19 protein-coding genes and 1 tRNA gene are annotated in these 23,989 nt (G+C 62.7%); 6 read left to right on the forward strand and 14 right to left on the reverse strand.

The genetic code is table 11. From position 1 onward, the window contains the following. Positions 1-61 precede the first annotated feature (61 nt). The 5 genes from PVZ80_RS31210 to PVZ80_RS31230 all read left to right on the forward strand — a co-directional run bounded on the left by PVZ80_RS31210 (position 62) and on the right by PVZ80_RS31230 (position 3,276). Positions 62-760: an MOSC domain-containing protein gene (locus PVZ80_RS31210; RefSeq protein ID WP_041984805.1), complete on the forward strand. Its 699-nt coding sequence runs from the start codon at positions 62-64 to the stop codon at positions 758-760. Further along, complete coding sequence (locus PVZ80_RS31215) at positions 757-2,040, forward strand: aspartate aminotransferase family protein (RefSeq protein ID WP_041984803.1); 1,284 nt, start codon at positions 757-759, stop codon at positions 2,038-2,040. Before PVZ80_RS31210 ends, PVZ80_RS31215 begins: the two co-directional genes overlap by 4 nt. Before the next feature lie 277 nt (positions 2,041-2,317). Further along, positions 2,318-2,689 carry a type II toxin-antitoxin system RelE/ParE family toxin gene (locus PVZ80_RS31220; protein ID WP_009051185.1) on the forward strand — a complete coding sequence of 124 codons (372 nt, stop codon included), beginning with the start codon at positions 2,318-2,320 and terminating at the stop codon, positions 2,687-2,689. Beyond that, on the forward strand, positions 2,667-2,987 hold the full coding sequence (locus PVZ80_RS31225) for a helix-turn-helix domain-containing protein (RefSeq protein WP_009051184.1): 321 nt from the start codon (positions 2,667-2,669) through the stop codon (positions 2,985-2,987). Before PVZ80_RS31220 ends, PVZ80_RS31225 begins: the two co-directional genes overlap by 23 nt. Before the next feature lie 130 nt (positions 2,988-3,117). Then, on the forward strand, positions 3,118-3,276 hold the full coding sequence (locus PVZ80_RS31230) for a YqaE/Pmp3 family membrane protein (protein ID WP_003228885.1): 159 nt from the start codon (positions 3,118-3,120) through the stop codon (positions 3,274-3,276). Between the two features lie 50 nt (positions 3,277-3,326). Here PVZ80_RS31230 and PVZ80_RS31235 read toward each other — a convergent pair whose 3' ends face one another. From PVZ80_RS31235 to PVZ80_RS31280, 10 genes are all read right to left on the reverse strand, one after another. Continuing rightward, entirely contained in the window at positions 3,327-5,168 is a 1,842-nt protein-coding gene (locus PVZ80_RS31235; RefSeq protein WP_273864984.1) for a S9 family peptidase, read from the reverse strand. Then, positions 5,134-6,306, reverse strand: a complete 1,173-nt coding sequence (pqqE, locus tag PVZ80_RS31240) for a pyrroloquinoline quinone biosynthesis protein PqqE (protein ID WP_009051182.1) — start codon at positions 6,304-6,306, stop codon at positions 5,134-5,136. Before pqqE ends, PVZ80_RS31235 begins: the two co-directional genes overlap by 35 nt. Beyond that, complete coding sequence (pqqD, locus tag PVZ80_RS31245) at positions 6,278-6,553, reverse strand: pyrroloquinoline quinone biosynthesis peptide chaperone PqqD (protein ID WP_016704072.1); 276 nt, start codon at positions 6,551-6,553, stop codon at positions 6,278-6,280. Before pqqD ends, pqqE begins: the two co-directional genes overlap by 29 nt. Further along, on the reverse strand, positions 6,550-7,302 hold the full coding sequence (pqqC, locus tag PVZ80_RS31250; RefSeq protein ID WP_009051180.1) for a pyrroloquinoline-quinone synthase PqqC: 753 nt from the start codon (positions 7,300-7,302) through the stop codon (positions 6,550-6,552). Before pqqC ends, pqqD begins: the two co-directional genes overlap by 4 nt. A 136-nt stretch (positions 7,303-7,438) precedes the next feature. Continuing rightward, positions 7,439-8,350: a pyrroloquinoline quinone biosynthesis protein PqqB gene (gene pqqB / locus PVZ80_RS31255; RefSeq protein WP_016704070.1), complete on the reverse strand. Its 912-nt coding sequence runs from the start codon at positions 8,348-8,350 to the stop codon at positions 7,439-7,441. Positions 8,351-8,421: 71 nt separating this feature from the next. Further along, positions 8,422-8,496: a pyrroloquinoline quinone precursor peptide PqqA gene (gene pqqA / locus PVZ80_RS31260; RefSeq protein ID WP_009045898.1), complete on the reverse strand. Its 75-nt coding sequence runs from the start codon at positions 8,494-8,496 to the stop codon at positions 8,422-8,424. Between the two features lie 156 nt (positions 8,497-8,652). Continuing rightward, positions 8,653-11,118, reverse strand: a complete 2,466-nt coding sequence (gene pqqF, locus PVZ80_RS31265) for a pyrroloquinoline quinone biosynthesis protein PqqF (protein ID WP_273864985.1) — start codon at positions 11,116-11,118, stop codon at positions 8,653-8,655. A 48-nt stretch (positions 11,119-11,166) separates the two neighbouring features. Next, on the reverse strand, positions 11,167-11,961 hold the full coding sequence (locus PVZ80_RS31270; RefSeq protein ID WP_009051177.1) for a carbon-nitrogen hydrolase family protein: 795 nt from the start codon (positions 11,959-11,961) through the stop codon (positions 11,167-11,169). 104 nt (positions 11,962-12,065) lie between these two features. Next, positions 12,066-13,763 carry a flavin monoamine oxidase family protein gene (locus PVZ80_RS31275; protein WP_009051176.1) on the reverse strand — a complete coding sequence of 566 codons (1,698 nt, stop codon included), beginning with the start codon at positions 13,761-13,763 and terminating at the stop codon, positions 12,066-12,068. Positions 13,764-13,945: 182 nt separating this feature from the next. Continuing rightward, positions 13,946-14,407, reverse strand: coding sequence for an Lrp/AsnC family transcriptional regulator (locus PVZ80_RS31280; protein WP_009051175.1), 462 nt, complete (start codon positions 14,405-14,407; stop codon positions 13,946-13,948). A gap of 214 nt (positions 14,408-14,621) precedes the next feature. Between PVZ80_RS31280 and PVZ80_RS31285 the strand changes: the two genes are divergently transcribed. Continuing rightward, positions 14,622-16,988, forward strand: a complete 2,367-nt coding sequence (locus tag PVZ80_RS31285; protein WP_273864986.1) for a glucose/quinate/shikimate family membrane-bound PQQ-dependent dehydrogenase — start codon at positions 14,622-14,624, stop codon at positions 16,986-16,988. Between the two features lie 85 nt (positions 16,989-17,073). On the opposite strand, the gene PVZ80_RS31290 is transcribed toward PVZ80_RS31285, so the two are convergent. The 4 genes from PVZ80_RS31290 to rpoD form a co-directional block, all read right to left on the reverse strand. Next, positions 17,074-17,877: a lipopolysaccharide biosynthesis protein gene (locus tag PVZ80_RS31290; protein WP_080768765.1), complete on the reverse strand. Its 804-nt coding sequence runs from the start codon at positions 17,875-17,877 to the stop codon at positions 17,074-17,076. A gap of 272 nt (positions 17,878-18,149) precedes the next feature. Beyond that, positions 18,150-18,226, reverse strand: a tRNA-Ile gene (locus tag PVZ80_RS31295). Between the two features lie 15 nt (positions 18,227-18,241). Beyond that, positions 18,242-21,985, reverse strand: coding sequence for a bifunctional diguanylate cyclase/phosphodiesterase (locus PVZ80_RS31300; RefSeq protein ID WP_009051172.1), 3,744 nt, complete (start codon positions 21,983-21,985; stop codon positions 18,242-18,244). A gap of 122 nt (positions 21,986-22,107) precedes the next feature. Next, positions 22,108-23,955, reverse strand: coding sequence for an RNA polymerase sigma factor RpoD (gene rpoD / locus PVZ80_RS31305; protein WP_007926106.1), 1,848 nt, complete (start codon positions 23,953-23,955; stop codon positions 22,108-22,110). Positions 23,956-23,989 lie beyond the last annotated feature (34 nt).

Below are 23,989 nucleotides of genomic sequence, written 5' to 3' on the forward strand. Positions count from 1 at the left end.
GATATGCCATAGAAGCCTAGTCTAACCCCTATTCACAGGGTTAACAGGGCCAGAAGGCGCGATGAATACCGTTTACGTGGATGGTGTTTACATAGGCAAGGCAAAAAACCTCGGACAGGGTTTGATCAGTGATACGGACAAACGTCCGGTTGCAAACCGACTCTGGTTATGGCCGCAGGGCCTGGGCAGCGACGAACACGGCGACCCGCGCTTTCATACCGGCCCGGAGCGGGCGCTGCACCATTATCCCGCCGAGCACTACTGCTACTGGCGCAAGCGTTATCCACAGATCGATTGGTGCGCCCCAGCCTTTGGCGAAAACCTGTCCACCCACGGCCTGAGCGAAGAGCAGGTCTGCCTGGGCGATATGTTTCGCTGGGGCGGCGCGCTGCTGCAGGTCAGCCAGCCACGCTCGCCCTGTTATCGCCTGAGCCACCGCTGGGGCATCCCCGAGCTGCCACAATTGGCGCAAAACAATGGTCGCTGCGGCTGGTTCTACCGGGTGCTCAAACCCGGCTTCGTCAGTGCCGATCAGCCTTTCGAGCTGATCCAGCGCAGTTATCCGGGGCTGACCGTGGCCTGGGCCCTGCGCTGTTTTTATAGAGAACCTCTGGAGCATGCGGGCTTGAAGAAATTGGTGGACTGTCCGGCACTGGCGTCGCGTTGGCGCGACATCGCGATCAAGCGCATGCGCACCGGCCTGGTCGAGGATTGGTCTTCGCGCCTGCTGGGCCTGCCGCTGGAAGGGTTGAGCGCATGAACCTGTTCAGCCTGCGTCGCCCTCAGCCAAGCCTCGATGACCTGACGGCCGAGCCCTACCTGTCGCCGATGAGCGACAACCTTTCCAGTGAGTGCCTGATGCCCAGTGTCCAGCGACCCCATCCAGTATTTGTCCGTGGCCAGGGCTCATGGCTGTGGGACAGCGATGATCGCGCCTATCTCGACTTCGTCCAGGGCAACGCCGCCAACAGCCTTGGCCATAGCCCCTCGGTGCTGGTCAAGGCGTTGACGGCTCAGGCCCAGTCGCTGATCAACCCCGGCTCGGGCTTTTACAACCGTGGCATGCTCAACCTCAGCGAACGCTTGTGCCGCAGTACCGGTAGCGACCAGGCCTATCTGTTAAGCAGTGGCAGCGAAGCCTGCGAGGCGGCGATCAAGCTGGCCCGCAAATGGGGCCAGCTGCATCGCGGTGGCGCCTCTAAGATCATCACCGCCAGCGGTAGCTGTCACGGTCGTAGCTTTGCGGCAATGTCGGCGTCGGCCAGCAGCAACATCGCCAATCGCTTCGAGCCACAGCTGGCGGGTTTCAGCCATGTTCCCTTCAACGATCTGCCGGCGTTGCATGCTGCGGTGGACGCGCAGACCGTGGCGATCATGCTTGAGCCGATCCAGGGCGAGGCCGGGGTGATTCCGGCGACCGAGCATTACCTCAAGGGTGTCGAGCGGCTGTGTCGCGAGCTGGGCATCCTGCTGATCCTGGATGAAGTGCAGACCGGCATCGGCCGCTGCGGCACCTTGCTGGCTGAACAGGTCTATGGCGTGCGCGCCGACATCGTTGCCCTGGGCAAAGGCCTTGGCGGCGGCGTGCCCTTGGCGGCCTTGCTGGCGCGTGGCAAGGCCTGCTGCTTCGAGGTGGGAGAGCTGAATGGCACCCATCACGGCAATGCCCTGATGACCGCGGCGGGCATGGCGGTGCTCGATAGCGTGCTGGACAACAGCTTTCTCGAGCATGTGCGGGACAACGGCCAGTATTTGCGCGAAGGGCTGGCCCGCCTGGCTAACCGTTATGCCCAGGGAGAATTGCGCGGGCAGGGCTTGTTCTGGGGGCTGAGCCTGGCCGACGACTCGGCCGAGGCCGTGGTCAAGGCGGCCCGCTACGAAGGTCTGTTGCTGGCCGCGACACAGCCGGACTGCCTGCGGTTTACCCCGGCGCTGACGGTGAGCAAGGCGAATATCGACGAAATGCTGCTGCGTCTGGCGCGGGCCTTTTCGCGAGTACGCACAGCGCAGTTGCAATGCCGCAAGGGGCTGGTGGTTTAAAGCCAGCCCTGGGCCCGCCATACCCGATCTTGCCCTGACAGAATTCCTGAACCGTCTCGCGGTATAACGCATCGCCCCGTGTCCGATTTTTCGCACGGGGCGTTTTTTTGTCTCGGGCTTTTGCAAAACCACTAGCAAGTCTTGAAGGCCATCATCCAGAGAGGATTCCTTAGGCTCATCCGCCAGGACGGTGGGGGCTGCATGGGATGAAAGACCACCGGGCAGCTTGGGTTGAACCTATATACCACTGAGTGGTATGTTTTTGGGAAAGGAAGCCATGACCATCCGGTTGTTCAAAACCAAAGGTTTTGCTGTCGCGGCGAAAAAGGCCTTGATTCATGACAATGAGCTGTTGGCCGCATTCAGCGAGTTATGCCGTGGCCAGGCTGATGACCTCGGTGGTGGGGTCTGGAAAAAACGCCTGAACGCCAACCGCCATCGTTCGATCGTCCTGGCCAGGGGCCGACGCTACTGGGTGTTCCAGTTCCTGTTCGCCAAGCAGGACCAGAGCAATATCAGCCACCAGGAGCTGCAGGCGTTCCGTGCGCTGGCCAAGGCTTACGAAGGGCTGGATGGCTGGCAGATCCAGCAGCTACTCGAGATGAAAGCGTTTGTGGAGATCAGACATGAGCAAGCCATTCAAGACTGAAGCCCTTGGATCGATACACGAGTCGGCCAGTGCCCTGCACGCCATCGGCGCCATCGGCAAAACCACCATGCGCCAGTTCGATGAGGCCTGTATCGCGCCAGTGCCGGCGAGCATTCCCGCGGAGCAGATCAAGCTGCTGCGCGAGCGGAGCAATGTCAGCCAGCCGGTCTTTGCCCGTTACCTGAACACCAGCGCGTCCACGGTGAAACAGTGGGAGTCCGGCGAGAAACACCCGAGCGGGATGGCGCTCAAGCTGCTGAGCATCGTGCAGAAACATGGCCTTGAGATACTGGCGTGAGCCGGTACTGAAACACCGGCTGCCTGAGGATAAAACTGGCCCTTGGCCAGAATCGACTGAACCCTGCCAAACGCCATGGGTCGATTAGCTGTGAGGCTCGTACGAGTCGATTTCTATCAGGAGCTGCCCCATGGACTTTATCCGCATCATCATCGCCATTCTGTTGCCGCCATTGGGAGTGTTCCTGCAGGTGGGGTTCGGCGGTGCGTTCTGGCTGAATATCCTGCTGACCCTGTGCGGCTACATCCCGGGTATCGTGCATGCGGTGTACATCATCGCCAAGCGCTGAGCCTGGCGCCTGCTCCTGCACAGGAGCAGGCTTGTCCCCTTGGGCGCCGACTACTGCGGTGTGCCCGTCAATTCCATTACCCGTCGATAAAACAGCCATTCCTGTTCCAGGGCGTGGGCCTGATTGGCGGCCTTGCGAAAGCCATGGCGTTCATCCGGGTAATAGTGCGCTTCGGCCGCAATGCCGTTGTCCTGCAAGGCCTTGAGCATGTCCCGGGTCTGCTGGGGCACCACCACGGCGTCGAGTTCGCCCTGGAAGAAAACCACCGGTACGCGGATATTGCCGGCATGCAACAGCGGGGTGCGGGCCTTGTAGCGTTCGGCATCCTGTTCGGGGTCGCCGATCAGCCAGTCCAGGTAGTCGCCTTCGAACTTGTGGGTGGCTCGCCCCAGGGCGACCGGGTCGCTGACGCCATACAGGCTGGCGCCGGCACGGAACACATCGGCAAAGGCCAGCGCGCAAAGGGTGGTGTAGCCGCCGGCACTGCCACCGCGGATGAACGCCCGGTCACCATCGATCAGGCCTTGTCGGGCCAGATAGGCGACCACCGCACAGGCGTCCTGCACATCCACCTCGCCCCAGCTCAGGTGCAGGGCTTGCCGGTACTCGCGGCCATAACCGCTGCTGCCGCGGTAGTTCAGGTCGGCCACGGCGAAGCCCCGCTGGGCCCAGTACTGGATGCGCGGGTCGAGTATCGGGTAACAGGCCGAGGTCGGGCCGCCGTGGATGAACACCACCAGCGGCGGCCGGTCGTCATCGCTCATGGCCGGGTAGAAAAAGCCGTGGGCCTCGCCCTGGCCGCTGGGATAGCGCAGGGTTTGCGGACGGCTGATCTGCTCGGGCGGCAGCGGCGTCACGCCGCCTGCCAGGACGGTGACCCGCTGCGACTGACGATCGATGGCAACCACCGCAGACGGGCTGACAGGTGAAGCCGCGACGCAATAGATAAACCGCTCATCCAGCGCCAGGTTGCGGAAGCGACTGTAGCCGCCGCTGAAGTCCTGCAGTGAACCCTCGGCCAGGCGCAACCCCAGGCGACCGAAGCCGCCTTGCGTCCAGGTGCCCAGCCAGCTGTCGCCACCCAGCGGCAGCCAGGTGCAGCCGCCCAATTGCCAGGGGGCCGGGGCGTGATCGGCAGCGGCGCAAGACAGCACTTGCAGGCCGTTGGGCGTTTCACCCCAGGGTTGCCAGAACCCAGCGCGGTCGGTCAGGCAATACAGGCGGCCGGCTTCATCGAAGCGTGGTTGTTGCAGCGACTCCTCTGCACCGTCGCCAGCCAGGCACTGTGGGTCATCCCAACGGCCATTGGCCAGGCGCGCGGCGACCATCAGGCGGGTCGAGGTCCAGGGCTGATGCGGTCGGTCCCATTCGATCCAGGCCAGGCGCTGACCGTCCGGGCTCAAGGTGGGAGCGGCATAGAAATCCGCCCCTTCGGCCAGCAGTTGGCGTTTGCCGTTATCGGAGTCGATGGCCACCAGGCGATGCCGGTTGTTGTGTTCTTCCACTGCCAGCACCTGGCCGGCGGCGAACTGCAGGTCGCCATAACGGCACTCGCCGGAGGTCAGGGCTATCGGCGTTTCGCCTTGCAGCGACTGTCGGTAGAGCTGCTGATCCGCTTCGTTGACGAACACCAGCCCGTCATCGCTCAGGCAAAAGGCGCCGCCGCCATATTCGTAGACCCGGCTGCGCACGCTGAAACCTTGCGGCGTCAGGCAGCGGGCCTGGTTGTCGCGCCAGTGCCAGATCCGGCAGGCGGCATCTTCGGGACGGTATTCGTTCCAGAACAGGCCGTTGGCGCCGAGCCGCAGTTCGGCGAAATCGATGCCGGCGGCGACGGCTTGGGCGGCGCTGAAGGATTCAGCCTTTGGCGATGAGGCGCGAGTTTCGTTCATTACGGAAGGCCAGTTGCTCGATGGTCTGGGTGGCGTGCTCGGCTTCTTCGCGGGCCTTGAGGATCACGCCGTGATGGGGCGACTTGCTGCACACCGGGTCGGCATTGCTGGCATCGCCCGTGAGCATGAAGGCCTGGCAGCGGCAGCCGCCGAAGTCCTTTTCCTTTTCATCGCAGGAGCGGCACGGCTCGGGCATCCAGTCGTAGCCGCGGAAGCGGTTGAAGCCAAAGGAGTCGTACCAGATGTGTTGCATGCTGTGGTCGCGCACATTGGGGAACTGCACGGGCATCTGCCGGGCGCCGTGGCAGGGCAGGGCGGTGCCGTCCGGGGTGACCGTGAGGAAGATGCTGCCCCAGCCGTTCATGCAGGCTTTCGGGCGTTCCTCGTAATAATCCGGGGTGACGAAAATCAGTTTGCACGGATGCCCTTCGGCTTCCAGCCTGGCGCGGTATTCGTTGGTGATGCGTTCGGCACGCACCAGTTGTTCCTTGGTCGGCAACAGGCCGACGCGGTTGAGCTGGGCCCAGCCGTAGAACTGGCAGGTGGCGAGCTCGACGAAGTCGGCTTCCAGGGCGATGCACAGCTCGATGATGCGGTCGATCCGGTCGATGTTGTGCCGATGAGTGACGAAGTTCAGCACCATCGGGTAGCCGTGGGCCTTCACCGCCCGGGCCATTTCCAGCTTCTGGGCGAAGGCTTTTTTCGAGCCGGCCAGCAGGTTGTTCACCTGCTCGTCGCTGGCCTGGAAACTGATCTGGATATGGTCGAGCCCGGCCTTCTTGAAGTCGCTGATCTTCTGCTCGGTCAGGCCAATGCCCGAGGTGATCAGGTTGGTGTAGAACCCCAGCTTGCGCGCCTCGCCGATCAGCTCGGCGAGGTCCTGGCGCACCAGTGGTTCGCCACCGGAAAAGCCCAGCTGCGCGGCGCCCATTTCCCGGGCTTCACGAAACACCTTGAGCCACTGCTCGGTGCTCAGCTCCTTGCCCTGCTCGGCGAAATCCAGCGGGTTGGAGCAATACGGGCATTGCAGCGGGCAGCGGTACGTCAGCTCGGCCAGCAGCCACAGCGGCAGGCCGACTTCCGGCTTGGGCGGTATCGGCGCTGGTGAATCAGCCAAGTTCGATCCAGTGCTGTGCACGGGCGACCTCCATGAATTGCTCGATGTCGTCACCGAGTTCGGGCACGTCGGGGAATTGGATCTCCAATTCCTTGATGATCGCCGCGACATCCCGTTCACCGTCGATCAACCCGCCGATCAGCGCGGCGCTCTCGTTGAGCTTGATCATGCCTTCAGGGTAGAGCAGTACATGGCCCTTCTGCGCCGGTTCGTACTGGAAGCGGTAGCCGGGGCGCCAGGTCGGGGTCTTGCTGCGATCGAAGCTCATAGGGTGATTCCTTTATGCCAGACCCGTTGTGCGGTGACGCTGTGGTACGGCGGGCGATTGAGTTCATAGGCCATGCTCATGGCGTCGAGCATGCTCCAAAGGATGTCCAGTTTGAACTGGAGAATTTCCAGCATGCGCTCCTGGCCGGCGCGGGTGGTGTAGTGCTGCAGGGTGATCGCCAGGCCGTGCTCGACATCGCGCCGCGCCTGGCCCAGGCGCGTGCGGAAGTATTCATAGCCGGCCGGGTCGATCCACGGGTAATGCTGGGGCCAGCTGTCGAGACGCGACTGATGGATCTGCGGTGCGAACAGCTCGGTCAGCGAGCTGCTGGCGGCTTCCTGCCAGCTGGCGCGGCGGGCGAAGTTGACGTAGGCGTCGACGGCGAAACGCACGCCCGGCAGCACCAGTTCTTGCGAGCGCAGTTGGTCCGGATCGAGACCGACAGCCTGCCCCAGGCGCAACCAGGCCTCGATGCCACCGTCTTCGCCGGGGGCGCCGTCGTGGTCCAGCAGGCGCTGAATCCACTCGCGACGAATTTCCCGGTCCGGGCAGTTGGCGAGGATCGCCGCGTCCTTGAGCGGGATGTTCACCTGGTAGTAGAAGCGGTTGGCGACCCAGCCCTGGATCTGCTCGCGGGTCGCCCGGCCTTGGTACATCGCCACATGGTACGGATGGTGGATGTGGTAGTAGGCGCCCTTGGCCCGCAGGGCCTGCTCGAATTCGGCGGGGGACATTGCTGTGTCAGTCATTGCGGTTCTCCGGGGAACAACCGTGGATAGTGTTGCCTGATCTGGCCTCATCGCGGGCAAGCCTCGCTCCTACGGACAGCGCTACCTGTAGGAGCGAGCGGGCGGCGATCCGACTTGCCCGTAATAGCTCCTGTGGTTACAGCTCGATACTCATGCCGTCGTAAGCCACTTCAACGTTACGCCGCGCCAGCTCCGCACGTTCGGCGGAGTCCTCGTCGAGGATCGGGTTGGTGTTGTTGATGTGGATAAGAATCTTGCGCTGCTCCGGCAGTTGCTCCAGCACTTCCAGCATGCCGCCGGGGCCGTTCTGCGCCAGGTGGCCCATTTCCCGCCCGGTCCGGGTGCCGACGCCGCGGCGCTGCATCTCGTCGTCTTCCCACAGGGTGCCGTCCACCAGCAGGCAGTCGCTGCCGTTCATGATTTCCAGCAGCGCTGCATCGACCTTGCCCAGTCCAGGGGCGTAGAACAATTTGCCGCCGGTACGCAGGTCTTCGACGATCAGGCCGATGTTATCGCCCGGGTGCGGGTCGAAGCGATGGGGCGAATAGGGCGGCGCGGCGCTGCGCAATGGCAGCGGGCTGAAGCGCAGGTTCGGGCAGGCCGGGATGGTGAAGCTCTGGTCGAGTTCGATGCGGTTCCAGTTCAGCCCGCCGTTCCAGTGGGTGAGCATGGTGAACAGCGGGAAACCGCTGCTGAGGTCTTCATGGACCATGTCGGTGCACCAGACCTGATGCGGGCAGCCTTCGCGCAGGCTGAGTAGGCCGGTGGTGTGGTCGATCTGGCTGTCCATCAGGATGATCGCGCTGATCCCGGTGTCGCGCAGGGCGCGGCCCGGTTGCATCGGGGCGAAGCTCTGGAGCTGGGCGCGGATGTCCGGCGAGGCGTTGCACAGGACCCAGTTCACGCCGTCATCGGAAATGGCGATGGACGATTGGGTGCGAGCCTTTGCCCGCAGGCTGCCGTCGCGAAAGCCCGCGCAGTTCGCGCAGTTGCAGTTCCACTGCGGAAAACCGCCACCGGCGGCGGAACCTAGAATCTGGACAAACATGGCCGCTCCATCAGGTTAAAGCTGAAAATAAAAACGCCCCGGCGAGCCGAGGCGTTGCACTGCGCAAGCAATCAACGGCTGGCGAAGTACATGGTGACTTCAAAGCCGATACGCAGGTCGGTGTAAGCAGGTTTGGACCAGGACATAGAGGTGCTCCTTCAGGTGGGTGGGACGGTTGAGATCTATACATATAGTCCACCTCCAACCGGAGATGTTCAGATGCTTAGGGGGCTATCTTACTAAATTCCCCCTGGGGAATGACCGTATTTGTTGAAGAAAGCTCGTTGCAGCCAGGGTAACGATCATTTTCCCGCTTGCCAGGGTTCGCCCGGATAGGCACCGCTTGCCAGGCAGCGCCAGCCGCCTTGCGCCTGCTGCAACTGTTCGGCTGCGAGCAACAGCTGTGGCCGGGTCGCCGCCATCATCTCCTGTTGCAATTGCTCCAGGTAATCCGACGGATGGCCGGCCAGTCGCCCCTGCCAGAGCAGCTCGGCCAGTTGCGCCACGGGCAATGCACGGGCATCGAACTGGGCGGCGAGGTTAGCTTTCAGATCGTCCAGTGAGCTGTCATCCAGTGTTTCGATCAACTCGGGCAACCGCGCCAGGAACGTCCGGATATGCTCGATGATTTCGCTCAGCGAAGCGCTGGGCGATTGCACGCCGAACAGCAGCCCGGTCTGGCCGTTGATCTGTCGCACGCCGCTGAACACCGCATAACCCAGTTGCAACTCGACCCGCAGGCGCTGATAGAACGGCATCTGGCCAAGTTGCCCCAGCAGCCGCCAGCGGGCTTCCTGCTGAAGGGTGCTGCCCGGTGCCGGGCAGAACAGCAGCAGGGCCTGCTCGCCGGAGCCGGTTGCGAGCTCATGCCAGTGCTGCTGCGCGGCTATCGAGGGCGGGGCTGAAAGCTGGCTGTCGGCGGTCCCGGGAGCTTTGCCCAATACCGCACCGATCGCACCTTGAGCATGGCCCAGGCCGATGGCAAGGCCGTCCCAGCGGGCGTCCTCCCACAGCGTTTGCCAGCCTTGTTCATCCAGTGGATGCGGCGCCTGGGAGGCGGGTATGTCCAGGCAGCGCTCGGGCAGCTCCTGGAGCAATTGGCGGATCGGCAACAGCGGCGTGGGAGCCGCCGGGGACATCTGCCAGAACGCCGCGTCGGGTTGGCTCAGTTCCAGCAGAGCCTGTTGGAGCATGGCCGGCATCGGCTCGGGAAGCCCTTTCAGCGTCAACAGACACTGGTTGCCCGAGACGCCGAAGGACAACTCGACGCCTGCTTGTAGTCCGTCGTCCCGCAGGTTGCGCAGGTGGTTTTGCAAGCGGCTGCGCAGCTCCTGCGGCAACCGGCTTTGCAGGCGCCAGCGCAAGTACAGGGCGGCTTCGCCGGTATCGTCGGCGATGGCTTGGCTGAAGGTCATCGCCGAGGATTCGCGACGCTGCCGCAAGCGGTCCTGGGCGAAGGTCCGCAAGCCACGGTGGGCGCTGGTTTGCCCGCGAATCAGGCCGGCCCGGGCGGCTGGCGCCGAGCTGCGCAGGAATGGATTGGGTGCAGGCAGTTGCCAGTGGATACCGCTGCTGGCGGCCTGCGGGGTTTGAAGTTGCGACAGCAAGGCCTTGAGGGCCGTGACGCCGAGGTCGGACAGTTGTGGTTCCAGCTGCTCGTTGTTCAGTCTTGCCAGCGCCAGTGCGCTGGCCACCTGGCGCTTGCGTTGTTGCAGCAGGGCGTACTCGTCGCGCAATGCCGGCCAGTCGTCCTGGCTGCTGAAAAAGGCCAGCCAATCGAAGAACAACTCACTCACCTGCTCCGGCTGTTGGGCGCCTTGCTCGGTCAAGTCGAACTGGATATGCAGCAGCGCCTGACCGGCGAACTGATACAGCGGCGCGGCCTTCAACCCCTCTACCAGCTTGCGCTCCTTGAGCGTGGCCAGCAGCCCGCCGGGTTTGCCGGAGGCCAGCCAGGTGCAGAGAAAATCCAGCGCTTCGCGGGCGGCCGTGGGCAGTTGCTCGCAGGCGAACAGCAGATTCAGGTGGTTCCCTTCGAGCTGCTGATAATGCTGCTGCGCAGATGTCAGCAAGGGTACTGGGGCGTCTTGCGGCTGCGCCTCAGCGACGGTGAGGGCCGCGCCAAAACGCTCTGCCAGGGCCTTCAGCTCTTCCAGCGACTGTGGGCCGGCCAGGCTCAGGGACATTTGCCCACTGTGGTAGTGAGCCTGATAGAAGGCCCGCAGCGCCTGCTGAAACGCCGGGCGCGGCACGTTGAGGCTGTAGCGATTGCCGGCATGGAACGCCCGCAGCGGGTGTTCCGCCGACAGGCCGTCGAGCAAGGCGAACTGCCGTTGCGCCGCGGCATCCCGCGACCAGGCGATGAACTCCGCATGCAGCACCTCGCGCTCGCGTATCTGGTCTTCCTGGCTCATGCGCGGGTGGGCGAGCATGTCGGCCAGGCGCTCCAGCCCGGCGGCGAAATCTGCGGGGGGCAGTTCGAAGAAAAAGTCGGTGTGGCGTTCGCTGGTGCTGGCGTTCACTTGGCCGCCGTGGCGTTGCACATAGGCCATCAGGCCCTGTTCCGCGGGAAAACGCTCGGTGCCGAGAAACAGCAAGTGTTCAAGAAAGTGCGCCAGCCCGGGCCAGGCCAGCGGTACGTCGTGACTGCCGGCCGAGACCCGCAGGGCCGCCGCGCAGCGCTTCAATCGAGGGACGTGGTGCAGTGAAACCCGCAGGCCGTTGGCCAGGGTTTCTTGATGAGGCAGGGGGTGGTTCAGCGCGGGCATGAGCACTTCCAGAACAGTGAAGCGTCCATGCTAGCGGATAACCCCGGATCAGCGCTTGTTCAGGTCGTCGTAAAGCTCCGGGCGCCGGTCATGGAAGTAGCGATTGGCGGCGCGCGAGTCGAGCATCAACTGGCGGTCCAGCGTGCCGGTTATCAGGGCTTCATCCAGCCCGGCGAGGGCAATCCGCTGGCCGTCGGGGGCGGCGATGCTGCTCTGGCCGCAGTAGTGAATCTCGTCTTCGTGGCCGCAGTAGTTGGCGTAGGCCACATAACATTGGTTTTCGAAGGCGCGCGAACGCACGGTGACATCGGCGATGAAGTCGTAGGGCAGCATGTTGGCGGTGGGCACCAGAATCAGCTCGGCCCCGGCCAGTGCCAGGCGCCTGGCATTCTCCGGGAACTCGATGTCGTAGCAGATCAGGAAACCGAGCTTCCAGCCATTGAGTTCCACCAGGGGGAAATCGTCCGGGCCGGCGCTGAACATCGAGCGGTCGAGATCGCCGAACAGGTGAGTCTTGCGGTAGTTGCACAGGCGCTGGCCGTTGCTGTCGATCAGTTGCACGGCGTTGTAGATCTGGCCGTCGTCGGCGCGCTCCGGGTAGCCATACAGGATCGCGATGCGCGCCGACTGGGCGACGTTGGCGATGTATTGCGCCGACGGGCCATCCTGGGCCTCGGCCAGGGCGCCCACGGCCTCTACGCCGATGTTGTAGCCGCTGAGGAACATCTCCGGCAGCACCAGCAGGTCGGCGCCGGAAGCTTCCACGGCGATTTTCTGCAGGCGTTGCAGGTTGCCGGCGACATCCAGCGGTTGTGGGGCACATTGATAAAGCGCGACACGCATGGTGATGACTCCTCTGTGCGCTGGACTGTCACTGTAGCCGTTGCCGCGGGCTGTTCAAAAGCCATGAGTGTTGCGCTCGATCGCAGCCCGCGGCGGCTACAGGTTCAGTCGGCCAGGGCGATGGGGCCGATTTCGTGGAACACGTCGCCCGGTCCCGGGTTCTCGGCGTGGGTCTGCCCGCCGAAGTGCTTCATGATGCCCCAGACCGCGTTGAGCGAGGTCTGGACCGCGCCTTCGACCCAGGCCGGAGTCCAGGACACGTCGTCGCCGGCGATGAAGATGCCGCGCTGTTCGGCGGGCAAGTCGTCCTGCATGAAGTGCGCGTACATGCGCTGGTTGTAGCGGTAGTGGCCGGGCAGCGCACCCTTGAATGCGCCGAGGAAGTGCGGATCGGCTTCCCAGGACACGGTGATCGGGTCGCCGATGATGCGTCCGGCGATATCGACTTTCGGGTAGATCTTCTTCAGCGCGTCGAGGGCCAGCTTGACCCGTTTTTCCACCGGGTGCGGCAGCATCTTCAGGGCGTCGCTCATCCACGAATAGGACAGGCAGATGACCCCCGGCTTGTCGTCGCCGTTGTCGAACTTGCCGTTATCAAAAAGGTACGTGCCGCGGGTCAGGCGGTCGGTGAGGGTCATGCTCATCAGGTCGCGACCGGTTTCCGGATCCTTGTCCTTCCAGAACGGCCGGTCGACCATGACGAAGGTCTTCGACGACTGCATGTAGCGGGTACGGTCCAGGGCCATCCACATCTTCTGCGAGAACAGCGATTCTTCGCATTCGATCTGGGTGGTCAGCAGCCAGCTCTGGCAGGTGGTCAGCACCGCCGCGTATTCGCGGGTATCGCCCCAGTTGTCGGTGACGCTGAAGCGGCCATCGGCGGCCCGGGCGATACGTTTCACCCCGGGACGCGGCGCGCCATGGTGCAGCGAACTGAGGCTGGTGCCTTGCGGCCAGTGGGCGCAGCGCTCCGGCACATGGCGCCAGATGCCCAGCGGCACCTGCTCCACGCCGCCGACCACCAGGTGCTGGTGATCGTCGCAGTTGGTCATTACCACGCGGAAGATTTCCAGCATCGAGTTGGGGAAGTCCGAATCCCAGCCGCCGGTGCCGAAGCCGACCTGGCCGAACACTTCGCGGTGATGGAACGACAGCTTGGCGAAGGCTTTCGAGGTGGCGACGAAGTCATAGAAGGTGCGGTCGTCCCACAGCGGTACCAGGGTGTTCCACAGTTCCTTGAGGCGCGGCACGTCACGCTCGCGAATGGCCTGCTGGATTTCGCTGAAGCGCGAACCGTCTTCCAGGGCATCGGCCCAGGCGTCGGCCACTTCCTGGAACAGCGCCGGCAGGTCGGCGAGCTTCTGTGCGTAGTGAGTCTGGCCTTCGAGGTCGATCACGGTACTGCCGGAAGCCGGCGTCAGCGGGTTGGGAAAGGGTTTGGTCTCCAGACCCAGCTTGTCGACGTAGTGATAGAAGGCCGTGGAGGACACCGGAAAGCGCATGCCGCCCAGCTCGGCGATGATCCCTTCGGCGCCTTCGAACGCCTGGGAGCGCAGCCGGCCGCCCATTTTCGAGGCTTCGTACACCACCGGTTTGAGGCCCAGTTTCATCAGCTCGTAGGCCGCCACCAGCCCGGCGATACCGGCCCCGACAATCGCCACTTCGGCGCCATGGTTGACCTCGGGGATGCTGCCCAGGCCGGCCGGGTGTTCGATCCAGTCGTCGAAGGCGAACGGGAAGTCCGGGCCGAAAATGGTGATGGGTTTCTTACCGTCTGCAGGATGGCGATTGTTCTTGTTCATGGCTGACCTTGCTGGCGACTCGAGCAGAGCGCTGAGTATAGGAAAAGATGGCTGCCATTCTAGGGAGCGTTGCGCACGTTAATAAGACGCAAAGTGTCGTCGTTTTGAATGATGGGCAATCAATATGACGATTGAGTTTTGCAGATTGACGAGTTGCGCATGTCGCAGCGAGGACAGACCCTTCAGACGGGGTGCCCACGGTCGATCTTGCTGCTGAGGATGATCGAGGTGGTGGTCTTTTCCACGCCGTCGACGCTGCCGATCTGGTCGAGCAACTGGTCGAGCTGTTCCGGCGAGTCGGTGCGCAGCCAGGCGACATAGTCGAATTCCCCACTTACCGCGCAGAGCTGCTGGACCTGGGCCATGGCGCTCAGGCGCCGCAGTACCTCCTTGCCGGAGCGCGGCTGGACCTTGATCCCCACGTAAGCCTGCAAGCCGCCATCAATGACCCGCTGACCCAGGCGCACGCCATAACCGGTAATCACCCGCGCCTTTTCCAGCCGCGCCAGGCGCGAGGTCACAGTGGTACGGGCGATCCCCAGCTGCCTGGCGAGCATGGCCACGCTTTCGCGGGCATTGATCTGCAGGGCCGCGATCAGTTGGCGGTCGATTTCGTCGAGGACGGGAGGGCGGCTGTCAGACAAGGTGAACTCCGGCGCGGGCAACGGTGGCCGAGCATGTTACAGGCTCGCTGGGGGCGATGCTCGTGGCATGGCCTATTGGCTGCGGGCTGTGCTGTGACGGCTAGGCTCAATGGCGCGCCTGAGATTTTTTGCCACGAATTGCCTGCGACAAGTTGTCATAAGTAACTGGTTAGTACATTCTCTCGCCACGTAAAGAATGGGAGAAATTTCCGACATGAATAATTCTGGGGCTGCCACCGGCAGCAAATGGCTACTGGGGGCGCTGGGTGTGCTGATCGCATTGATCGGCCTGGGACTGGCCGGCGGGGGCGGGTACCTGGTCAATCTGGGCGGCAGCTGGTTCTTCCTGCTGATGGGCCTGGCGATGATCGTTTCCGGGCTGCTGATCGCCCGGCGTAACCCACGTGGTGCCTGGCTGTACGGGGTGGCGTTGGTCCTGACCGCGATCTGGGCGGTCTGGGATGCCGGGCTGGAATACTGGCCGCTGGTTTCGCGGGTGCTGACCTTCGCCGTTATCGGCCTGGTGGTGGCGCTGATCTATCCAACCCTGGTACGTGCTTCGGGCGCGACCGCCGGTCGTGGCGCTTATGGCCTGGCGGGTGTGCTGGGCATTGGCGTCGTGGCGACCCTGGCCTACATGTTCGTGCCGACCCATGTGGTCAAGGCCAGCAGCGAGCCGGCCATCAAGCCTGTGGCTCCAGGTACCGAGCAGAAGGACTGGGCCCATTGGGGCAACACCACCGCCGGCAATCGTTTTGCCGCGCTGGACCAGATCAACAAGGGCAACATCGACCAGTTGCAGGTGGCCTGGACTTTCCGCACCGGCGATATTCCGCAAAGCACCGGCGCGGGCGCCGAGGACCAGAACACACCGCTGCAGATCGGTGACACGGTCTATACCTGCACCGCCTACGGCAAGGTGTTCGCCCTGGACGCCGACACCGGCGCCGAACGCTGGAAGTTCGATCCGCAAGGTTCGGCGCCTAACTGGCAGCGTTGCCGCGGCCTGGGTTACTTCGATGCCTCCGCCGAGCCTGCCGCCGAGGCAGCAGTCGCTCCGGCCGCCTGCACCAAGCGTTTGTTCCTGCCGACTGGCGATGCGCGCCTGATCGCGATCAACGCAGAAACCGGCAAACCGTGCGAAGACTTCGGCGACAAAGGCACGGTCGACCTGAAAACCGACATGGGCGAAGTGAAGCCTGGCTACTACCAGCAGACCTCGACTCCGCTGGTGGCCGGCAACGTCGTCATCGTCGGTGGCCGGGTAGCGGACAACTATTCCATCGGCGAGCCACCGGGCGTGGTCCGCGCCTTCGACGTGCGCAGCGGCGAACTGGTGTGGGCCTGGGATCCGGGTAATCCGAATACCACCAAGCGTCCACCGGCGGGCGAGACCTACACCCGCGGTACACCGAACGTCTGGTCGGCCATGTCTTATGACGCCAAGCTCGGTCTGGTCTACCTGCCGACCGGCAACGCCACGCCAGACTTCTTCGCTGGCCAGCGCACGGAATTCGACGACAAATGGAGTTCGTCGATCGTCGCCCTGGACGTGAAAACCGGTCAGGTGCGTTGGCACTTCCAGACCACCCACCACGACCTGTGGGACTTCGACCTGCCGGCGCAGCCGTTGCTGTACGACGTGCCGGACGACAAGGGCGGGGTACAACCGGCGCTGGCGCAGGTCACCAAGCAGGGTGAGATCTTCCTGCTCAACCGCGAAACCGGCGTGCCTATCGCCCGGGTGGAAGAGCGTCCGGTGCCGCAGGGCAATATGCCGGGCGAACGCTACTCGCCAACCCAACCGTTCTCGGTGGAGATGCCGTCGATCGGCAACCAGACCCTCACCGAGTCGGACATGTGGGGCGCCACGCCGTTCGACCAGTTGATGTGCCGTATCCAGTTCAAGGGCATGCGTCATGAAGGCGTCTACACCCCGCCGGGCATGGATCACGCCTTGCAGTTCCCGGGCTCCCTGGGTGGCATGAACTGGGGCAGCGTGTCGGTGGACCCGAACAGCAACTATATGTTCGTCAACGACATGCGCCTGGGCCTGGCCAACTACATGATCCCGCGGGCGAAGATCGCGGCCGGGGCCAGCGGTATCGAAATGGGCGTTGTACCCCAGGACGGCACGCCGTTCGGGGCGATGCGCCAGCGTTTCCTCTCGCCTGCCGGTATTCCGTGCCAGAAGCCGCCGTTCGGCACCATGTCGGCCATCGACCTGAAAACCAAGAAGCTGGTGTGGCAGGTGCCGGTCGGTACCGTGCAGGACACTGGTCCCCTGGGCATTCGCATGCACATGCCAATCCCGATCGGCATGCCGACCCTGGGCGCATCCCTGGCGACCCAGTCCGGCCTGCTGTTCTTCGCGGGCACCCAGGACTTCTACCTGCGTGCCTTCGATACCGGCAACGGTAACGAAATCTGGAAAGCCCGCCTGCCGGTGGGTAGCCAGTCGGGGCCCATGACCTACGTTTCGCCGAAGACCGGCCGGCAGTACATCCTGCTGACCGCGGGTGGAGCGCGTCAGTCGCCGGACCGTGGGGACTATGTGATCGCTTATGCATTGCCCGAATAACGGCTGATCCTGGCTTACAAAAAAACCGCGCCTAGCGCGGTTTTTTTTGTGGGCGGATATAGCCCGTCTGTTCACCTGCAACAACTCAGCGGTTAATCAGTTTGCCGAGTTCGTCGAGGCTGATGTTGGGAATGATCGACGTGGGAATACGCGACGTGGGGGACAGGTTGTACACCGAGAAGTCCTTGCCCATGACCTTGTCCGACATCAGCTTCAAGGACGGCAGGATCCGCGATTGCAGGTGCTGGTCCAGGCCGCAGGGCGACTTGAAGGTGTCTGGCGTTTCATAAAAACGCCCCTGGGCAGGACTCAGGTCGACGCCCACCAGGATCGCCGTATCGAAGCCGGCGTGATAGGCGAGTTGCAGCGCCAGATAGGCCACAGTACGGGCGTCGAAGAAACCCAGCTCGAGATTCTTGCTGAAGCCGATGGTCCGGCTCCTGTTGCCCGAGAGGAGGGGAGGGCGAACCAGGTCGCGGTTGCTCCTGAGCAACCGCTCCTTCCAGGTTTGTCGTGGCGCCTTCTTCAGCAGAAACAGCTCGCCATGAGGCTGGATCGGAATCGTCCGGGCATGTTCTTCCCAGAGCGCCACGCGCTGACTGATAGCCATCGCCTGGGCGAAGAGTTCGGGTTGCTGGAGGGAAAAGCTGGTGTCGGTGCAGGCATAAAAAAAAGGCCGTATGCCGGTCCCGCGGAACATCGAGATGGCCCCGTTCATGGTGATCATCGGGATGTTCGCAAAGGTTTCGATGGGGAAGTCCTTTGCCGAACTACCGGATGCAATGATGAAAACAGGGCCTTGCTGAATATTCCGGCAACGTGCGAACCCCGTTACCGGGCCAGGCGAAGGCGCCGTAGATACTACTTCCATGTGCTGTGTCCGAATCATCAGGCCACTCTGATTATTAGGGGGTGGCTTAGGTGGTGCATCACGCCGGGGAAAGGACAGGCTCTCCCCCATTGATAGAAATGCAGTCTAGGGTCAAACGGAGGTCATGCGCGACTTCCGCGCGGTTATGACCGTCGCGGTTTTTAATAGTTGTGCGCTAGGGCCGATTTCTTGGAAGAAATGATCGGCTGCTTTGCCGGCCTGGCGGCCTGATCGAGGGATTTGCAGCGCTTTAGATACGCAAAAGCCGCGCAATGCGCGGCTTTCAAGGATGGTGGGCCCACACGGACTCGAACCGTGGACCAAAGGATTATGAGTCCTCTGCTCTAACCGACTGAGCTATAGGCCCTCAGTAGGCCGCGGATTATAGCGACGGTTTCTCGGCTGTGCTATCCGAAAAATCCGAAACGGGAAGGCGCAGAAAGGTCGCGGCGAATTCGTCGGCGCTCAGCGGCAGGCTGATGATGTAGCCCTGGATCTGTTCGCAGCCTTCGTTCCCGAGAAATACCTGCTGGTCATGGGTTTCCACGCCTTCGGCGATCACGGTGAATTGCATGCTGCGGCCCAGGGCGATGATGGCCCGCACGATCGCCACATCGTGCGGGTCATCGGGCAGGCCGCGGACGAAAGATTGATCGATCTTGAGGAAATCCAGCGGCAGGCGCTTGAGGTAGCTCAGGGACGAGTAGCCGGTACCGAAATCGTCGATGGCCAGCTGAACGCCCAGGCGCTTGAGCTGGTGCAGCACCTCCAGGGCCTCCTCGGCCTGGCTCATGATGAAGTTTTCGGTAATTTCCAGCTGCAGGAAGCCGGGTTTGAGGCGGTTGTCTTTCAGCAGTTGTTCAATCCGCCCCAGCAGGTTCGGCTGGCGCAGCTGGGCGCCGGCGAGGTTGACCGAGAGCGGGCCGAAACTCTCGTAGCTCTCGTTCCACTTGCGCAGCTGCTGGCAGGCGTGTTCCAGCACCCAGTCGCCGATCTGCAGGATCATGCCGTTCTCTTCGGCCAGGGGGATGAAGTGCTCGGGTGGGACATCGCCGAAGGTCGGGTGATGCCAGCGAATCAGCGCCTCGGCACCCACCAGCGCCTGGTCGCCCAGCCTGATCTTGGGCTGGTAGTAGAGGTACAGCTCGTTACGCTCGATGGCTCGCCGCAGTTCATGTTCCAGGGCCACGCGTTCGCTGGCCTGGGCGGTCAGGTCGCGGGTATAGCTTTCGACCCGGTTGCGCCCCTTGGCCTTGGAGCGGTACATGGCGGCGTCGGCATTCTTGACCAGCGTGGCCACGTCGCAGCCGTCCTTGGGGTAGAGGCTGGTACCGATGCTGGCGCTGATGAAGAACTCATGCTCACCCGCCTGGAACGGGGCAGTGAAGCAGTTCAGCAGCTTGTTGGCGATGTGGTCGGCATCGCTGGGCTGCTGCAGCCCGGGCAGCAGGATGATGAACTCGTCCCCGCCCAGGCGGGCCACGGTGTCGATGTCCCGCAGCTGTTCTTTCAGGCGCACGGCAATGCCCCTGAGCAGCAGGTCGCCGACCGGGTGGCCGAGGCTGTCATTGATGTGCTTGAAGCGATCCAGATCGAGAAACAGCACGGCGCCCTGGCCGCCGTTCTCCTGCTGGCTGTTGAGTGCGGTCAGCAGGCGGCTTTCGAACAGGGTGCGGTTCGGCAGGCCGGTCAGCGGATCGTGGTGCGCCTGGTAGTCGAGCTTGGCCTGGGCGTGCTTGAGGCTGGAGATATCGGCGAATACCGCGACGAAGTGGGTGATAAAGCGGTCTTTGTTACGCACCGCGCTGATGGTCAGCCAACTGGGGTACAGCTCGCCGTTTTTGCGTCGATTGCAGATTTCCCCCTGCCAATGACCTTCGGCGGTCAGTTGGTGCCACATGGCCGCATAAAAGGCGCTGTCATGCAGGCCGGAAGCCAGCAGGCGCGGGGTGTGGCCCAGGGCTTCGGTTTCGCTGTAGCCGGTGATTTCGGTGAACGCCCGGTTGACCGCGCTGATGTGCTGCTGGGTATCGGTGATCAGTACGCCTTCGGCGGTGCTCTCGAACACGGTGGCGGCCTGTTGCAGCTTCTCCTGCATCAGGTGGCGCTCGGTAATGTCGCGGGCGATGGTCAGCATGCAATCCTCGTCGCCGATCGGCAGCGGCCGGCTGGAGAGCTCACAGAGGCGGATCTGGCCGTCATTGCGGCGAATGTGGCAGCTGAAGTCGCGCACGAAGCCATCCCGCTGCAGCAGGTCGAGCATCTGCCTGCGTTCGTTGAGGTTGACCCAGATGCCCAGCTCCAGCGTGGAACGGTCGACGGACATGGCGCTATTGAAGCCGGTGATACGGCTGAAACCTTCGTTGACCTCTATCAGCAAACCGTCGCGCTGACGGCTTAGCAGCAGGCCGTCGGGCGAGGCGTGAAATGCCTTGGCGAACTTCTCTTCGGAGGTTTGCAACTGCTGCTGGGTTTCCTTCAACTGAGTGATGTCGCGGACCACCACGACCAGGGCGGGCGTGGTGTCGAGGTCGAAGGGTTCGGCGGAGATCAGTCCGGTGAACAGCTGGCCATTGCTGCGCCGAAAGGGCATCTCCAGGTTACGGATACTGCCGGCCTGCAAGCGTTGCAGCAGCCCGGGGCCGACGCCCTGGATACCCCAGATGTTCAGCTCGGTAGCCGTTTGGCCGATGACTTGCTCGGCACTCAGGCCGATCTGTTCCTCGAACGCCTCGTTGACCTCCAGCAGGCAGCCATCCGACAGGCGGGCAATGACCAGGATGTCCGGGCATTGCTGGAAAACCGAAGCGAATTTCTGTTCCGAGAGTTGCAGGGCCTCTTCGGTGCGTTTGGTTTCGCTGATGTCGATCATCAGGCCGCGCATGATCGGTTCATGCCCGTGCTCGATCAGGCTGACGATGTCGCGCACCCACAGGCAGCGGCCATCGGCGGTGATCACCCGGTAATCCAGGCTGTGATCGCGCCCGGCCAGGACTTCGTGGTCGCAGAAGTGCTGGGCGCGCGTCAGGTCGGCGGGGTGGATGATGTTTCTCCAGAACCCCGGAATCAGCCAGTGCGAAAGGGGGTAGCCCAACAGTTGCTCGGCATGGGGCGACACGTAGCTGTAGGTGAAGTCGCTGATGCGCGCTTCCCAGGCGATCGCCGAAAGGCTTTCGACCAGGCCGCGGTAATGGTATTCGCTGCTGCGCAGTTCCTGTTCCAGGGCCACGCGGCGGGCGATCTCGGAGCTCAGCCGGCGGTTGATGCGGATCACCGCCGCCAGCACGGCAAACAGCAGGAGCAGCCCTGGCAGGCCATAGAACAGCAGGTCCGACCAGAACGAACGATGATCGAGCACATTGCCTACCCAGCGCTGCTGGATTTCGTTGACCTCCGCCGGGCTTATGTCGGCCAGCACCTTGTCGAGAATGCTTACCAGTATCTTGCTGTCGCGGGGGACACCCATGGCCAGCTGATAGCGGTAGGGCGTCTCGCCGCTGACGTAGAGCCCATCCAGTTTCAGTTGCCGCAGGCTCCAGACACTGGAAGCCAGGTCGCCGACCACGGCATCGACCTGATTGAGGGCCAGCGCCTGCAAGGCCGAGCTCACATTGGGCAGGGCGACCAGATTCAGGTCTGGATGGTGGGTGCGCAGCAGTTCGTGGGGGGCGTAATTCTCCACGACGGCGATCTTCAGGCCGTACAGGTCCGGGAGCTTGCGAGGTTGTGCGCCGCCTTTATGGGCCAGGATCACAATGGGGAAATCGAGGTACGGGCGGGTGAACGCCAGGTAGTTTTGCCGCTCCGGGGTCGACATGATGCCTGGCAGCAGGTCCAGATTGCCCTTTTTCGCGGTTTCGAGCACTTCGCTCCAGCTGGCGGGTTCTATCGGCTTGAGCGTGATCGCCAGGCGATCCTGGATCAGGTGGATATAGTCCGCCGCAAGGCCCTGGTAGCGCCCTTCCTCATCGCGATATTCGAAGGGCGGCCATGATGCATCGACGCCCAGGCGCAACTCCGGATGAGCGGAAAGCCAGCCTCGTTCTTCATCGGTGAGCGTCAGTGCGCCAGCCGTTGCGGTCCAGGCGAGCAGCGACAGCATCAGCACGGTCGGCAGTCTGGGCATAACGGTCTCGTTATGGCACGGGGGAATGTTTCGAGTGTAGACGGGCAATTCGGAGGGAGTGAGGCGCGGGGAGTTTTAAACTGCACAAAACAAAACCCCCAGCAGGGCTGGGGGGCTTGGTATTACTCGTCGAGGAAGGAGCGCAGGTGCTCGCTTCGCGTCGGGTGGCGCAGCTTGCGCAGCGCCTTGGCTTCGATCTGACGAATCCGCTCACGGGTAACGTCGAACTGCTTACCGACTTCCTCGAGGGTGTGGTCGGTATTCATGTCGATGCCGAAGCGCATGCGCAGTACCTTGGCTTCACGGGCAGTGAGGCCGGAGAGTACTTCGCGAGTCGCTTCTTTAAGACTCTCGACGGTGGCGACATCGATTGGCGACTGCATGGTCGAGTCTTCGATGAAGTCACCCAGATGGGAGTCTTCGTCATCACCGATCGGGGTTTCCATGGAGATCGGCTCTTTAGCGATCTTCAATACCTTGCGGATCTTGTCCTCAGGCATTTCCATGCGTTCGCCCAGCTCTTCCGGAGTCGGTTCGCGACCCATTTCCTGCAACATCTGCCGGGAAATACGGTTGAGCTTGTTGATCGTCTCGATCATGTGCACCGGAATACGGATGGTGCGGGCCTGGTCGGCGATCGAGCGAGTGATCGCCTGACGGATCCACCAGGTGGCATAAGTCGAGAATTTGTAGCCGCGACGGTATTCGAACTTGTCTACCGCTTTCATCAAACCGATGTTGCCTTCCTGGATCAGGTCGAGGAATTGCAAGCCACGGTTGGTGTACTTCTTGGCGATGGAGATCACCAGACGCAGGTTGGCTTCGACCATCTCTTTCTTCGCGCGACGGGCCTTGGCCTCGCCGATCGACATGCGACGGTTGATGTCCTTGATCTCGGCGATCGTCAGGCCGGTCTCGGTCTCGAGCGCGGTCAGCTTCTGCTGGCAACGGATGATGTCCGGCTGCAGGCGGCCGATGGCTTCGGCGTACTTGGCCTTGCCTTTGGCCAGCGCGTCGGACCAGCTTTCGTCCACTTCATTGCCAGGGAACTGGCGCAGGAAGTCGGCGCGTGGCATGCGGGCATCACGAACACAGAGCTGCATGATCGCGCGCTCTTGCTGACGCAGGCGATCCAGGGCGCTACGAACACGTTCAACCAGGCCTTCGAATTGCTTCGGAACCAGTTTGATCGGCATGAACAGTTCAGCCAGGGCCAGCATTTCAGCCAGGGCTTGCTTGTGTTCGCGACCGTGCTTCTTCAGCGCCTTGCGGGTGATTTCCATCTGGTCGGCAACGGCGCCAAAGCGCTGGGCTGCGATGACCGGATCCGGACCGCTTTCGGCTTCTTCTTCGTCGTCACTGGCTTCGGCGTCATCGTCGTCGGTGTCGTCGTCCGCTTTTGCGGCCTTGGCATCGACAGGCGGTGGTACTTCGGCGGCAGGCGGCGCGATGCCGTCGTCCGGGTCGATGTAACCGCTCAGGACGTCGGACAGGCGGCCACCTTCGGTGGTGACGCGAGTGTATTCGGAGAGGATGTGCTCAACCGTGCCAGGGAAGTGCGCGATCGCGCCCATCACTTCACGGATGCCCTCTTCGATACGCTTGGCGATTTCGATTTCGCCTTCACGTGTGAGCAGCTCTACCGTTCCCATTTCGCGCATGTACATACGCACGGGGTCGGTAGTGCGACCAATGTCGGTTTCCACAGCCGCCAACGCTGCGGCGGCTTCTTCAGCTGCTGCTTCGTCGGTATCGGCTTCGGCCAACAAAAGGGCATCCGCATCCGGAGCACTCTCGAATACGTTGATCCCCATGTCGTTGATCATGCGGATGATGTCTTCCACCTGTTCCGGATCTGAAATATCCTCCGGCAGGTGGTCGTTGACCTCCGCGTAAGTCAGGTAACCCTGCTCACGACCACGGCTGATCAACTCTTTGAGGCGAGACTGCTGTTGCGCTTTTCCGGACATAACACCCTATCCACTGAAGGTCTTGGCGGGCAAA

Source organism: Pseudomonas sp. B3G-3 (assembly GCF_028640915.1).
Classification (GTDB): domain Bacteria; phylum Pseudomonadota; class Gammaproteobacteria; order Pseudomonadales; family Pseudomonadaceae; genus Aquipseudomonas; species Aquipseudomonas chlororaphis_I.